Here is a 14,681-nt window from a genome sequence, read left to right as displayed (position 1 = left end):
CAAAAATCGTATGAAGTCATCATACGATTTTATCTATTAATTAACTAAACTATGGTACAAATCAAGGTATGACCTGCAGGCTGTATCCCATGAGAAATCACACTCCATAGCTTGTTTTTGTAGATTTCTCCAAACATCAGGATGTTTTCTATACAAGTCCAATGCTGTTTGGAAAGTCCAATTTAACCAATAAGGAGATAGATTGTCAAAGCTAAAGCCAGTGCCGCTTCCTTCGATTGGATTGAAGGCTTTAACGGTATCTCGTAAGCCACCAACTTCATGGACCAATGGTAAGGTTCCATATCGCATAGCCATCATTTGAGACAAGCCACATGGTTCAAAACGACTTGGCATGAGGAAGAGGTCACAAGCGGCGTAGATTTCTTGAGCTAGTTTGACATCAAAAGTGATATTTGCTGATAGCTTGTCTGGGTAAATCTGAGCAAACCATGAGAAAGCTCCTTCAAAGGCTGGATCACCGGTTCCCAAAAGAACAATCTGAACATCTTCTTGCAAGATATGGTGCAGACTTTCCACCACCACATCAAAACCTTTTTGACGTGTCAAACGAGAGACAATTCCCACCAGTGGAACATCAGCCCTAACAGGTAAGCCAACTCTTTCTTGCAATTTTGCCTTATTCTGGGCTTTACCAGACAAATCTTCCTGATTAAAATGATAGTCTAAAAGGGCATCCGTCTGAGGATTATAAAGGTCAGCATCAATCCCATTCACGATACCATAAACTTTACCAGACTCCATTCGAAGAATCTGATCCAAGTTACATCCAAACTGACTAGTCATAATTTCATGAGAATAGCTAGGCGAAACGGTTGACACACGATCCGCATAAAGAATACCAGCCTTCATCCAGTTCAGACAGTTGTTCCAGCGAAGTGTGCCATCAGCGTAACGTTCAAAGCCGACTCCAAACAAATCCCATAACATTCCTTCTGAGAATTGTCCTTGAAATTCCAAATTATGAATGGTTAAAACAGTTTTTATTCCTTGATAGGCTTGAATCCAACGGTATTTTTCTTTCAACAAGAAAGGAATCATAGCTGTATGGTAGTCATGAACATGGAGAAGATCAGGAATAAAGTCAATCCTTTCCATAGCCTCAATGGCAGCCAGTTGGAAAAAGGCAAAGCGTTCTCCGTCGTCAAAATCACCGTAAACATGACCACGGAAGAAATAGTATTGGTTGTCAATAAAGTAGAAGGTTACACCGTTTAAGACGGTTTTCTTAATTCCACAATACTGTCTGCGCCAACCAACACTCACCTCAAAATGAAGAACATCTTCAATCTGATTTCCAAATTTAGCCTCTACCATGTCATAGTAGGGTAAAATCACTGCAACTTCATGTCCCGCTTTTACCAGTGATTTAGGAAGAGCGCCAATGACGTCTCCCAAACCACCTGTTTTTGAAAAGGGCGCACCCTCAGCTGCTACAAATAAAATTTTCATGAATGAATATCCTCTGTTACTTTGCTACCTTTCTTAATGACGACTGGATGTTCTGCAGTTCCACGGATCACAACTCCATCCGCAACTTCAACGCCCTTGTCCAAGATAGCATATTCTACCTGAGCACCTTCTCCAATAACAACACGAGGGAATAAGATGCTATCTTTAACCAAGCTATCCTTATGGACATGAATATTACGTGATAAAACAGAATTAGCCACTTGACCTTCAATGATACTACCAGAGGCAAACTGAGAAGTGCTTACCTTAGATGTATTGGCATAATAAGTTGGCTCTTCGTTTTTTACCTTTGTGTAAATCTTTTGGTTTGGAGTAAAGAGAGAGTAGAATTTTTGAGATTCAAGCATATCTTTATTAGCTTGGTAATAAGACTCTACAGAATGAATATTTGCCAGATAACCTGTGTATTCGTAGGCAAAAGCCCCTTCTTTTGCAGCCAAATCTCGTAAAACATAGCGCAATTTCTCTGGATGATCTTTTTTAGCTTCTTCTTCTAAACGTTCAATCAACCAAGGTGTATCTACGACAAAGATATCTGTGGACATATTGTAAACTTCATCTGTTGATTTGCTATCAAAGAGTTTATGAGAACGGACATGGTCTGTTTCATCCATTTCCAAGATTGCATTTACTTCTGAAATATCTTTTTTAGGCAATTTTTTATAAACTACAGTGATTGGCCCTTTAGTTGCGTTATGTAGGTGGAATACTTGGTTCAAATCGATATTAATCAAAACATCACAGTTAAGTGAAACTGTTTGGTTTGATCCAGAACGTTTCAAATAAGTAAGAAGCTGCTGGTAGTATTCTTTTCCAACTGTACTACTTTCCACACGGGTATTGTAAATACCTAGATAGTAGTGGCTAAGAAGAGTTGACAATCCCCACTCACGCCCTGAACGGATATGGTCAAAGACTGAACTGATATTGTCTTGTTGGAAAATACCGAAAATACTACGCACACCAGCATTAGCAAGACTTGAGAGCGGGAAGTCGATCAAACGATATTTACCACCAAATGGCAAACTAGCTACTGGACGGTGGTCTGTCAGTGTTGACATATCATGAAAACCAACTGTGTTTCCTAAAATGGCAGAATATTTATCAATCTTCATCTGTTGCTACCCCCACTACTTCATCATATCCTACAACTTGTACTTCTTCTGTTCCATCAATTTCGACACCATCAGAAATAACTGCACCTTCACCAATAATGGCACGTTTGATTTTAGCTCCCTGACCAACAATTGCACCACTCATGATAACTGAATCTACTACTTCTGCCCCTTCGCGAACTTGCGCACCTGTTGAGAGGATAGAATGTTTAACAGTTCCATCTACGAAACAGCCATCAACAACCAAGGAATCTTCCACGTGAGCATTTGCCCCAAGGAAGTTTGGTGGTGAAATTAAGTTTCTTGAGTAAATCTTCCATTGACGGTTACGGCTATCCAAGGCATTTTCTGGTGAAATATATTCCATGTTAGCTTCCCAAAGAGACTCAATCGTACCAACGTCTTTCCAGTAACCATTAAATTCATAAGCATAAACACTTTCACCTGACTCAAGGTAATTTGGAATGACATTTTTACCAAAGTCTGACATATCGACATTGCTCTTTTCAGCAGCAACGAGCATATTGCGCAGACGTTGCCAATCAAAAATGTAAATTCCCATAGAAGCTTTGGTAGATTTAGGTTGAGCTGGTTTTTCTTCAAATTCAACAATACGATTGTTTGCATCTGTATTCATGATACCAAAACGGCTAGCTTCCTTAAGAGGAACATCAAGAACTGCTACTGTCAAACTGGCATTATTATCCTTGTGAGACTGGAGCATATCATCATAGTCCATTTTATAGATATGGTCCCCAGATAGAATCAAAACATACTCAGGATTGACACTGTCGATATAATCGATATTTTGGTAAATAGCGTGACTAGTCCCTTCGAACCAACGATTTCCTTCACTTGCAGAATAAGGTTGAAGAATAGAGACACCAGAATTGATACCATCTAGTCCCCAGCTTGAACCATTCCCGATATGATTGTTGAGAGCAAGTGGTTGGTACTGTGTAATGACTCCAACATTGTTGATGCCTGAGTTGGCACAGTTTGAAAGAGCAAAGTCAATGATACGGTAGCGCCCACCAAATTGCACAGCTGGTTTTGCAATGCTTTGAGTGAGTTTACCGAGACGAGTTCCTTGCCCACCAGCAAGAATCAAAGCTAACATTTCATTCTTCATTTTCTACTCCTTTTTGGTTTTTACTTGTGACGGTTTTAGCAGGTTTCAAGCGACGTTTAATTTTCCAAACACTTGCTCCCATAGCCGGTAGGGTAAAGGTCAAGGTCTGCTCATAATCTTTCCATAGACCTTCTTGCGTTTGCACAGTTTGATTATGTTCTTTCCAAACGCCTCCCCACTCTTCTAACTCAGTATTCCAGACTTCTTCGTAAATCCCTGCAACAGGAAGTCCGATTGTAAAATCTTTTCGTTCAACAGGTGCCATATTAAAGATACAGACTAACATATCATCCTTCTTACCCTTACGGATGAAGGAAAGAACACTCTGGTCTCTATTATCCGCATCGATGATTTCAATGCCATCATAACTATTATCAATTTCCCACAGACAGCGATGGTCTTTATAAAACTGGTTTAGCTGAGAAGTGAAATACTTCATCTTAGCATTCATTGGATCTTCTAGGTTAGACCATTCCAACTGTTCTTCAGATTTCCATTCTAGAAATTGCCCATATTCACTTCCCATAAAAAGTAACTTCTTACCCGGGTGACAAATCTGGTAGGTATATAGATTTCTCAAGCCAGCAAATTGGTTGTAACGATCACCCCACATCTTATGCATCATACTCTTCTTACCATGGACAACCTCATCATGTGAAAATGGTAAGAGGTAGTTTTCTTTAAAGACATACATAAAGCTGAAAGTCACCAGGTTAAAGTCATATTTACGATAAATCGGATCTTCTTCGTAGAATCGGAGGATGTCATTCATCCAACCCATATTCCATTTATAGTCAAATCCTAGACCATCTGAATCCTTAGTGTCAGTAATCTGAGTAGCTGATGAACTTTCCTCAGCTATCATCATAACGTCTGGATGAACTAGTTTAATCACATCATTCAAGCGTTGAAGGAAATAATAACCTTCATAGTTGAGATTGCCACCATCTTTATTAGGTGTCCATGGAGCATCATCGTAGTCAAGATAGAGCATGTTGCTAACCGCATCCACGCGAATACCATCTAAATGATAAAAATCAATCCAAAACTTAATACTAGAAATCAAGAAAGACTGGACTTCATTCTTTCCAAGGTCAAAATTGAGTGCTCCCCAACCGTAGTTATGAGCCTTATTATGGTCTTGGTATTCAAAAGTCGGTGTTCCATCATAATAGGCCAAGGCATCATCATTGATAGTAAAGTGACCAGGTACCCAGTCTACAATAACACCTATATTGTTTAAGTGACATTCCTCAACAAAATCTTGAAACTCTTCAGGACGACCATAGGCATGCTCTAAAGCAAAGTAACCCATAAGCTGATAGCCCCAACTCAAACCTAGTGGGTGAGACATCAGGGGCATAAATTCAATGTGAGTATAATTCATCTCAACCAAGTAAGGAATGAGTTCATCTTTCAATTGAGCAAAACTATAGGGACTGCCATCCGGATTTTTCTTCCAAGAGCCAGCATGAGCCTCATAAATATTGACAGGACGCTCTTCAAAGCTCAAGCGTTTTCTACGGGCTAGCCAGAGACCATCCTTCCATTTCTTTTCTGGAATATCTGTTAAAATAGCACCAGTCCCAGGTCGTGCCTCATACCTTACAGCCAAAGGGTCAATCTTCATAAGTTGATGACCGTTTGATCGTGTGATATGGTACTTATAAATTTGGCCTTCTTGAGCAAGACTGGTAAAGACTTCCCAAACTCCAAATTCATTCCGTTCCATCGGGATTTGATTTTCAACCCAATTGGTGAAATCCCCTACCAAGTGAACAGCCTGAGCATTAGGCGCCCACACACGAAAAGTATAGCCATACTCTCCATCTTTTTCTTCCCTATGAGCTCCCAGATAGTGCTGGAGGTGAAAATTTTCACCTGTCATAAAGGTTTTTAAAGCATTATTCTTATCCATACACCCTCCTATTTCTGTAAGCGTTTTCTATAGATTTATTATACTACCTTTTTAGGGAAGATTCAAGTAAATTACGGAATTTGCGAAAAAATCTTTTGAAAGTCTTCAACAAATTCACTGATGTGTTCACTTGTAAATCAAGAGATTTTCAGAAACGCTTTGAAAACGAATTGTTTTTTTATAATACTATCATAAAGTTCGTTATTTAGCTAACAAAAATATAATTTTAAGTAAAAAAATAAATCAGGAAACGAATCTCCTGATTTTATTAACAGATAAAGCACCATAAATGAATTTAAATTGTAACTCTATTCTACAAAACTTTAAAGACGCTGGCACTGACGCCACCAACCATGTCTTTATCACTTAAATGGCTATTGGTCACCAATAGTTCTAGATTTCCAGCATTTTCAAACTGGAAGTCTTGCCCTTTAGCATTAAATACAACCAGTAAATGTTCTTCCCCTTGAATTTCATAGACAATCCAACCGCTATGTTCATTTGCTGAATGAACAAAAACATGATGGTAAATTTCATCATAAGTAGGGTAAGAAAATGCACCGGTTTCTGTCTTCAATCTGATAATTTGACGAATAAACTCAATACTGTCTTGACGCTCATTAATTAAGTCCCAGTTGACTTGATTCACACTGTCAGGTGCATTATAACTATTCATAGCACGCTCTCTATCGTCATGGGTTAACTCGCCATTTTCACCAGTGGCAACTAGTTTAGTACGACCAAATTCTTGACCGATTTCCATAAAGGCCATCCCCTGCATGAGTAGATTCATAGCTGTGGCTGTCTCAACCTTGCGCATGATTTGTTCTGAACTTTGGTCTGGATGAAGGGTTGCCAACAAATCGTGAAGATTGTAATTATCATGGGCCTCTACATAGTTAAGCACCTGATTTGGATGTGTATAGGTTCCTAATTCACGACTGCCTAGAATTGCTTTGGCAAGAATTGGCTCTGTAGCAGCACCACTAACAAAACCTGACTTGATAGCACCATAAACTTCTCCACCTTTGACAGCATCACGCTGATTGTCATTAAAGAAACCAATATTTGGCATCTGGTAGGCATTGTCCTTCTTAGCCTTATCATAAGGTGCAAGACCTGTTCCCATATCCCAACCTTCTCCATAAAGGATAATGTTAGGGTCAATTTCATCCAAGCTCTGACGAATCATCTGCATGGTCTTAACATCATGAATCCCCATCAAATCAAAACGGAAGCCGTCAATATTGTATTCCTGCACCCAGTATAAGAGGGAATCAATCATATACTTGCGGAACATTTCGTGTTCACTGGCTGTTTCATTTCCAACACCCGTTCCATTCTGGAAGGTACCGTCTGGATTCATACGATAATAGTAATCAGGGACAGTTGTTTGGAAAGGTGCATCAACAACTGAGAAGGTATGGTTATAGACCACATCCATAATGACACCAATACCCGCATCGTGATAGGCTTGAACCATGGTCTTCAAATCACGAATAACCTGAGCAGGATCCTCAGGATTGGTTGAAAGGCTCGTTTCTGGTGCGTTATAGTTTTGTGGGTCATAACCCCAGTTGTATGTTACATTCCCATCCTCATCGTATTCTTTGTGACGGTCTGCAATTGGTTGCAACTGAACATAATTATATCCCAGCTTCTTGATGTAATCAAAAGCAGTTGACTGACCGTACTGGTTAACCGTTCCAGTCTGGGCAGCACCCAAGAAAGTTCCTCGAAGATGTTCATCTACACCTGAGGTCGGTGATTTGGTCAAATCACGAATGTGCATTTCACAAATAACTGCCTTACATGGATTTGTCAAACGCCAAGTAGCATCAGCACCGTGTTTAACCTCGAAGCTTTCAACTTGCTTTTCTTCATGGTTCAGGATAGCTGATCGTTTGCCATCAGGACTGGTCGCGATAGTGTATGGGTCGCGTGTCACTGTTTGGTGATGAGGGAATTGGACTTGATACTGATAAGCCTTACCAGTCAAATCTTCCTCAACATCCAAACTCCAGACACCAATAGTATTGTCCTTATGGTTATAAGAGTAGCTATTGCCTCTTTCCATATCAAATGTTTTCCAAACAGGTGCATCATTAGTAGCTGATTCATAAACAACAACCTGCACTTCTGTCGCTGTTGGAGCCCAGAGAGCAAAATTAGCTTGATTATCCTCTACACGGCACCCCAATTCCCCTTGGTAGCCCCAATGGTGGTCGAAACTAGCACTATTGATAGCCTTGTCAAAGGCAAAAGGATTTTGATTTTTATAGAAAGGACTGGCAATAGCAGGATTTTCAGAATAATAAATTCTATCATCCCCTTCCAAAATCCAGACCTCTGTTAAGAGGGGATAGTGATTAAAACGGATGGCATACTCTTTACTGGTTTGGCCGGTATGAACCACAAAATTCAAGCTTTCTAAGGGATGAACACTTGGGTGTTCAAAGCTAAATAAGGCTCCAAAATAATCTTCTTTGTAGGTTAGCAAATCAATTCGCTGATCCTGACTTTTTACAAAGGAGCAAGTGTCATATTCTCCATTCTTGCGGTGGTAATGAATGCGCATAGGGTAGTTATACATTTTTATTTTTCCTTTTAATTCTTATTTTCTTTCTATTTCATTAATAAATTCTTGACCGATTTTGTCACGACTAACAAACATAGTTATATTATCTAAACTCTGATTTTAAACAATCATTACAGACTTTCTAGCCAAGCTTCATCCCGAACTTCAATACCAAGTTCTTGTGCTTTTTGAAGTTTACTTCCAGCATCTGCTCCTGCAACGACGAGGTCGGTCTTTTTAGAAACACTGCCTGTTACTTTTGCACCCAGACTTTCGAGTTTACTTTTAGCTTCTGAGCGCTTGAGACGTTCCAATTTTCCAGTCAATACAACTGTTAAACCTGACAAGGCCGCATCTGCCACTACAGTCTGACCTTTATAGTCCAGATTGACCCCAGCTTCTTTTAATTCTTTAAGTAGAATTTCAGAGCCTTCTGTCGCAAAATAAGTCTGGAGACTCTTGGCAATCACACCACCCAGACTTTCAATACTAGCCACTTCCTCTGGATCTGCCTGAGCCAGATTTTCAATCGAGTGAAAATGTTGGAGTAACAGCTGACTGGCCTTGCTTCCGACATGACGAATTCCCAAACCAAACAAGAGTTTTTCAGCAGAGTTTTCCTTAGATGCTTGAATGGCTTGATACAGTTTAGAAGCAGACTTTTCCTTAACCCCCTCTAAAAGGAGGAAATCTTCTTCTTTCAAGCGGTAAATATCCGCCACATCCTTGACCAGATTGGCAGCAAATAGCTTCTCAACTACTGATGGACCAAGGCCTGTAATATTCATGGCATCTCGCGATGCAAAGTGGATCAAACCTTCCATGATTTGGGCAGGGCAACGCGGATTGATACAACGAAGGGCCACTTCATCTTCAAAGTGCAACAAGTCCGAATCACAACTTGGACAGTTTGTTGGGATATCTAGTTTTTCTTCAGAAACCCGTTTGGACTCTACCACACGTAAAACGGCAGGGATGATGTCTCCAGCCTTATAGACGATAACTGTATCGTCTTTGCGGATATCTTTTTCAGCAATATAATCTACATTGTGTAGGGTCGCACGACTAACAGTCGTACCAGCTAGCTGAACTGGTGTTAGATTTGCAGTTGGGGTTACAACACCAGTACGGCCAACTGTCCAATCAACTGAGAGTAGTTCAGCTTCTTTTTCTTCAGCTGGGAACTTATAGGCTACTGCCCACTTTGGAGCCTTGACGGTAAAACCGAGTTCTTCTTGACCTGCTAGGTCGTTGACCTTGATTACCACTCCATCAATATCGTAAGGCAGATTGTCCCGTTCTTGTCCTACTTCTTGGATGAAATTCCATATCTCATCCATGCTTTCAGCTAAGATTCGCTTAGGATTAACCACAAAACCAAGTTGTTCTAGGTGCTTCAAAACCTTTTCTTGGCTGTCACGAGTTGAAGGGCTGGCTTCTTGATAGAGAAACGTTGCAAGATTGCGCTTGGCAACTACTGCTGTATCCAACTGACGCAAGGTTCCTGCCGCCGCATTACGAGGATTGGCAAATTCAGGCTCTCCATTTTCTTGACGAGCTTGGTTGACCTGGTCAAAAGAAGCGCGTGGCATATAACATTCCCCACGAACTGTGATATCTAGTTCTTCTGGCAAGGTCAAAGGAATGTCCTTGACACGCTTGAGATTTTCAGTGATGTTCTCCCCAACAGAACCATCTCCACGCGTTGCCCCAACAACGAAAATCCCCTTTTCATAAGTCAGCGAGATAGATAAGCCATCGATTTTCAGCTCACAAATATAGGTCGGATGAGCCACTTCCTTACGAACACGCGCATCAAAAGCTTCAAGCTCCTCACGTGAAAAAGCATCCTGCAAACTATAAAGAGGATACTGATGACTGTATTTTTCAAAACCATCTAAAACCTTGCCACCAACACGATGGGTCGGACTGTCTGCTAATACTTGATCTGGATAGGCAGCCTCCAACTCGACCAACTCACGGTAAAGGCGGTCATACTCACTATCTGAAACCGACGGATTGTCGCTGGTATAATACTCAGTCGCATAGCGATTGAGTAAGGCGACTAACTCATTCATTCTTTTATTCATAAAACCATTTTACCATAAACTAAGCCCTCCTCACAAACGAGAAGGGCGGAAAACTTAGAAATCTTACACCTGCTCTGATAATTCTTCCCACTCAAGCATGGCTTCTTCCTGACGGTGGCTAATTTTGTCCAGTTCAGCCTGTAATTCCATGAGTTTACCTGCATCGTTGGTTTCCAACATTTGTTCAGAAATGGCTTGACTTTGACTTTCTAATTCTTCAATTTCAGCTTCTAGACTTTCGATTTGTCGCATGAGTTTGCGAACTTCTTTTTGACTTTCTTTCTGAGCTTGATAGTCATTAACTGAACTTGATTCTTTTGCTTGATTGCTAGTTGAAGCTTCCTCAGCCTGAATCATTTCTACTTCTGATTTCTTCTCAACATAGTAGTCGTAATCTCCCAGGTAAAGAGTCGAGCCATTCTCTGACAATTCCAGTACATGAGTTGCCACACGATTGATAAAGTAACGGTCGTGGCTGACGAATAGAAGAGTTCCATCAAAGTCAATCAAGGCATTTTCTAGCACTTCCTTGCTATCAATATCCAAGTGGTTGGTTGGCTCATCCAGAATCAAGAAGTTATTGTTTTCCATAGACAATTTAGCCAAAAGCAAACGAGCTTTCTCGCCACCTGACAGCATGCCAACTGATTTTTTAACATCATCTCCTGAGAAAAGGAAGGCCCCTAGACGATTACGGATTTCAACTTCTGGTGTCAGTTTAAAATCATTCCAGAGTTCATCCAGTACAGTATTACTTGGTGTCAGCTTGCTTTGGGTTTGGTCATAGTAACCAACCTCAACATTAGCGCCAAAGCGCTTCTCACCCTTGATAAAAGGAATCTGGTCCACAATAGACTTGATAAAGGTTGACTTGCCAATACCATTTGGACCAACGATGGCAACAGCATTCATCTTACGAAGGTCTAGGTTAATCGGTTGTGACAGGACTTCCCCATCATAGCCAATAGCCGCATTTTCAACAGTCAATACAACATTACCAGACGTTTTTTCAGACTGGAAGGTCATATTGGCTGGTTTCTTACCAGCTTCAGGCTTGTCTAAGCGGTCCATTTTTTCCAGTTGTTTACGACGAGATTGGGCACGTTTGGTCGTTGAAGCTCGAACTAGATTGCGATTGACAAAGTCTTCCAGAGCTGCGATTTCCTTCTGTTGCTTTTCATAGTTTTTTGCTTCAGTAGCTAGCTTCTGCTCCTTTAATTCAACAAAACGAGAGTAATTTCCCACATAGCGATCCAAGGAATGCTTGGTCAAATCTAGCGTAATTGTCGCAACCTTATCTAAGAAATAACGGTCGTGGCTGACAATAATAAGGGCGCCGCTATAGTTTACCAAGTAATTCTCTAGCCAAGCGATAGTTTCAATATCCAAGTGGTTGGTTGGCTCGTCCAATACCAAGAGATTTGGCTTTTCAAGAAGCATTTTGGCCAGCGCCAGACGGGTATTTTGACCACCAGAAAGCTCAGCAATTCTCATCTGCCACATTGACTCGTCAAACTTGAATCCATTCAAAATCGCTCGAATATCAGCTTCATAAGTAAAGCCACCTGCTTGGCGAAAATTTTCAGATAAACGATCATAATCTGACATCAGTTTATTCAAATCCTCACCAGACTTTTCACCCATCTCTAACTCCATCTGACGCAGTTGTTTCTCAGTCCGACGCAAGTCATCAAAGACATGAAGCATCTCATCGTAGATGGTATTTTCAGACTCAAAACGGCTATCTTGAGCTAGGTAAGACAGAGAAATATCTTTTTTCTTATTGATTTCACCACTAGTTGGCTCCTCTTCTCCAACCAAAATCTTCAAAAGAGTAGACTTACCTGCACCATTTTTCCCAACAAGGGCTATCCGATCACGTTCATCAACTTGTAGGTTGATATTATCAAAAAGAACCTCTCCTGCAAAAGAACGTTCAATTTTATTAGCTTGTAAAATAATCATACAAACAGTATAGCATGTTTCCCTAAGGCATTCAAGACTTGATAAACCGGCATATGTCACCACTTTTCTGAAAATTATGCTACCGTTTTACTAAAACGCTAAAAAGTGCTATAATGTGAACGGTTAAAACAATTTACAAAAAGGAGAATTTCAATGTCTTACCAAGAAAATTACCAGAAATGGGTTGATTTTGCGGAGCTTCCTGACTACCTTCGTCAAGATTTAGAAAATATGGATGAAAAAACGAAGGAAGATGCCTTCTATACAAATCTTGAATTTGGTACTGCAGGTATGCGTGGCTTGATTGGTGCTGGTACAAACCGCATCAACATCTACGTTGTTCGCCAAGCTACTGAAGGTTTGGCTCGTTTGATTGAGTCAAAAGGTGGAAACGAAAAAGAACGTGGTGTCGCAATCGCCTACGATAGCCGTCACTTCTCACCAGAGTTTGCCTTTGAATCTGCTGCAGTTCTTGCTAAACACGGCATCAAATCTTATGTATTTGAAAGTCTTCGTCCAACTCCAGAACTCTCATTTGCAGTTCGTCACCTCAACTGTTTCGCAGGTATCATGGTCACAGCTAGCCACAACCCAGCACCATTTAACGGTTACAAGGTTTACGGTGAAGACGGTGGACAAATGCCTCCACACGATGCAGACGCTTTGACAACATACATTCGTGCAATCGAAAATCCATTTGCAGTTGAAGTTGCTGATGTGGAAGCTGAAAAAGCTTCTGGCTTAATTGAAGTTATCGGCGAAGCTGTTGACGTAGAATACCTTAAAGAGGTTAAGGACGTAAACATCAACCCAGCCTTGATTGAAGAATTTGGTAAAGACATGAAGATTGTCTACACACCACTTCATGGTACTGGTGAAATGTTGGCTCGTCGCGCTCTTGCCCAAGCAGGATTTGACTCTGTTCAAGTCGTTGAAGCGCAAGCAACTGCCGATCCTGATTTCTCAACTGTAAAATCTCCAAACCCAGAAAGCCAAGCAGCCTTTGCCCTTGCTGAAGAACTTGGTCGTCAAGTTGGTGCAGATGTTCTTGTGGCAACTGACCCTGATGCTGACCGTGTTGGTGTTGAAGTTCTTCAAAAAGATGGTAGCTACCTCAACCTTTCAGGTAACCAAATCGGTGCTATCATGGCTAAATACATCTTGGAAGCCCACAAAAACGCTGGAACTCTTCCTGAAAATGCAGCCCTCTGCAAATCTATTGTTTCAACTGACTTGGTGACGAAGATTGCTGAAAGCTACGGCGCTACTATGTTCAATGTTTTGACAGGTTTCAAATTTATCGCTGAAAAAATCCAAGAATTCGAAGAAAAACACAACCACACATACATGATGGGATTTGAAGAAAGCTTCGGTTACTTGATTAAACCTTTCGTACGTGATAAAGACGCTATTCAAGCCGTTCTTGTCGTTGCAGAACTTGCTGCCTACTACCGTTCACGTGGTTTAACACTAGCTGACGGTATCGAAGAAATTTACAAAGAGTACGGCTACTATGCAGAAAAGACAATTTCTGTTACCCTTTCAGGTGTCGATGGTGCTGAACAAATCAAAGCGATTATGGCTAAATTCCGCAACAATGCTCCAAAAGAATGGAATGCAACAGCTATCACTGTCGTAGAAGACTTCAAGGCTCAAACAGCTACTGCTGCTGATGGCACTGTTACAAACTTGACAACTCCTCCAAGTGATGTGTTGAAATACACACTTGCTGACGGTTCATGGATTGCTGTTCGCCCTTCAGGTACAGAACCAAAAATCAAGTTCTACATTGCAGTTGTAGGTGAAACCAACGAAGAATCACAAGCCAAGATTGCTAATATCGAAGCAGAAATCAATGCTTTTGTAAAATAAAATTCTATAAAAGATGAGACAAACCAATCTCATCTTTTTTTCGTATCAAATCTAAGCAATTTTAGAAACTTTATGGCATACTAGACTTATCAATGAAAGCGAGGTAATCTCATGGAACAATTTTTAGATAACATCAAAGACCTTGAAGTCACTACAGTTGCGCGTGCGCAAGAAGCTCTTGATAAAAAAGAAACTGCAACCTTCTTTATCGGTCGCAAAACTTGCCCTTACTGCCGTAAATTTGCTGGTACCTTGGCAGGTGTCGTAGCTGAAACTAAAGCCCACATCTACTTCATCAACAGTGAAGAACCAAGCCAACTCAATGAGTTGCAAGAATTCCGCTCACGCTACGGAATCCCAACTGTACCAGGCTTCGTTCACATTGCAGATGGACAAATCAATGTCCGTTGCGACTCTTCAATGTCAGCACAAGAAATCAAAGAATTTGCAGGATTGTAAAATATATAAAAAAGAAGGCACATTGTACTGACCCCAAAAAGTTAGACAATTAATTTAAGCA

Annotated in this window: 9 protein-coding genes; 2 read left to right on the top strand and 7 right to left on the bottom strand. The window is 40.7% G+C overall.

Annotation, left to right across the window (positions count from 1 at the left end):
* Positions 1 to 36 precede the first annotated feature (36 nt).
* The 7 genes from glgA to JQ843_RS06250 all read right to left on the bottom strand — a co-directional run bounded on the left by glgA (position 37) and on the right by JQ843_RS06250 (position 12,289).
* On the bottom strand, positions 37 to 1,470 hold the full coding sequence (gene glgA / locus JQ843_RS06280; protein ID WP_203213175.1) for a glycogen synthase GlgA: 1,434 nt from the start codon (positions 1,468 to 1,470) through the stop codon (positions 37 to 39).
* Complete coding sequence (glgD, locus tag JQ843_RS06275) at positions 1,467 to 2,606, bottom strand: glucose-1-phosphate adenylyltransferase subunit GlgD (protein ID WP_033687031.1); 1,140 nt, start codon at positions 2,604 to 2,606, stop codon at positions 1,467 to 1,469. The genes glgA and glgD overlap by 4 nt, the downstream gene beginning before the upstream one ends.
* Positions 2,596 to 3,738 carry a glucose-1-phosphate adenylyltransferase gene (locus JQ843_RS06270; RefSeq protein WP_020902830.1) on the bottom strand — a complete coding sequence of 381 codons (1,143 nt, stop codon included), beginning with the start codon at positions 3,736 to 3,738 and terminating at the stop codon, positions 2,596 to 2,598. The genes glgD and JQ843_RS06270 overlap by 11 nt, the downstream gene beginning before the upstream one ends.
* Complete coding sequence (gene glgB, locus JQ843_RS06265; RefSeq protein WP_203213174.1) at positions 3,728 to 5,656, bottom strand: 1,4-alpha-glucan branching protein GlgB; 1,929 nt, start codon at positions 5,654 to 5,656, stop codon at positions 3,728 to 3,730. The genes JQ843_RS06270 and glgB overlap by 11 nt, the downstream gene beginning before the upstream one ends.
* A 313-nt stretch (positions 5,657 to 5,969) precedes the next feature.
* Positions 5,970 to 8,249 (bottom strand): type I pullulanase, encoded by a 2,280-nt coding sequence (gene pulA, locus JQ843_RS06260; RefSeq protein WP_203213173.1) that lies wholly within the window; start codon positions 8,247 to 8,249, stop codon positions 5,970 to 5,972.
* Between the two features lie 116 nt (positions 8,250 to 8,365).
* The gene (gene ligA / locus JQ843_RS06255; RefSeq protein ID WP_203213172.1) at positions 8,366 to 10,324 is read right to left on the bottom strand and encodes an NAD-dependent DNA ligase LigA; all 1,959 of its coding nucleotides are present in this window, start codon (positions 10,322 to 10,324) and stop codon (positions 8,366 to 8,368) included.
* A gap of 63 nt (positions 10,325 to 10,387) precedes the next feature.
* On the bottom strand, positions 10,388 to 12,289 hold the full coding sequence (locus JQ843_RS06250) for an ABC transporter ATP-binding protein (RefSeq protein ID WP_203213171.1): 1,902 nt from the start codon (positions 12,287 to 12,289) through the stop codon (positions 10,388 to 10,390).
* Positions 12,290 to 12,442: 153 nt separating this feature from the next.
* Here JQ843_RS06250 and JQ843_RS06245 point away from each other — a divergent pair, with 153 nt between their 5' ends.
* Both JQ843_RS06245 and JQ843_RS06240 read left to right on the top strand, forming a co-directional pair.
* On the top strand, positions 12,443 to 14,161 hold the full coding sequence (locus JQ843_RS06245) for a phospho-sugar mutase (RefSeq protein ID WP_000121686.1): 1,719 nt from the start codon (positions 12,443 to 12,445) through the stop codon (positions 14,159 to 14,161).
* 111 nt (positions 14,162 to 14,272) lie between these two features.
* On the top strand, positions 14,273 to 14,620 hold the full coding sequence (locus tag JQ843_RS06240) for a thioredoxin (protein WP_000434637.1): 348 nt from the start codon (positions 14,273 to 14,275) through the stop codon (positions 14,618 to 14,620).
* The last annotated feature ends 61 nt before the right edge of the window (positions 14,621 to 14,681 follow it).

It is taken from the genome of Streptococcus mitis (genome assembly GCF_905187495.1).
Taxonomy (GTDB): Bacteria; Bacillota; Bacilli; order Lactobacillales; family Streptococcaceae; genus Streptococcus; species Streptococcus mitis_CU.
The sequence above is the reverse complement of the archived record's forward strand: the minus strand, read 5'-3'. Positions and strand labels throughout refer to the sequence as shown.

Bases quoted from the DNA above. Each gene is read 5' to 3' on its own strand.
- glgD (WP_033687031.1), bottom strand. From the start codon at position 2,606: ATGAAGATTGATAAATATTCTGCCATTTTAGGAAACACAGTTGGTTTT.
- JQ843_RS06245 (WP_000121686.1), top strand. From the start codon at position 12,443: ATGTCTTACCAAGAAAATTACCAGAAATGGGTTGATTTTGCGGAGCTT.
- glgA (WP_203213175.1), bottom strand. From the start codon at position 1,470: ATGAAAATTTTATTTGTAGCAGCTGAGGGTGCGCCCTTTTCAAAAACA.
- JQ843_RS06270 (WP_020902830.1), bottom strand. From the start codon at position 3,738: ATGAAGAATGAAATGTTAGCTTTGATTCTTGCTGGTGGGCAAGGAACT.
- JQ843_RS06240 (WP_000434637.1), top strand. From the start codon at position 14,273: ATGGAACAATTTTTAGATAACATCAAAGACCTTGAAGTCACTACAGTT.
- ligA (WP_203213172.1), bottom strand. From the start codon at position 10,324: ATGAATAAAAGAATGAATGAGTTAGTCGCCTTACTCAATCGCTATGCG.
- pulA (WP_203213173.1), bottom strand. From the start codon at position 8,249: ATGTATAACTACCCTATGCGCATTCATTACCACCGCAAGAATGGAGAA.
- JQ843_RS06250 (WP_203213171.1), bottom strand. From the start codon at position 12,289: ATGATTATTTTACAAGCTAATAAAATTGAACGTTCTTTTGCAGGAGAG.
- glgB (WP_203213174.1), bottom strand. From the start codon at position 5,656: ATGGATAAGAATAATGCTTTAAAAACCTTTATGACAGGTGAAAATTTT.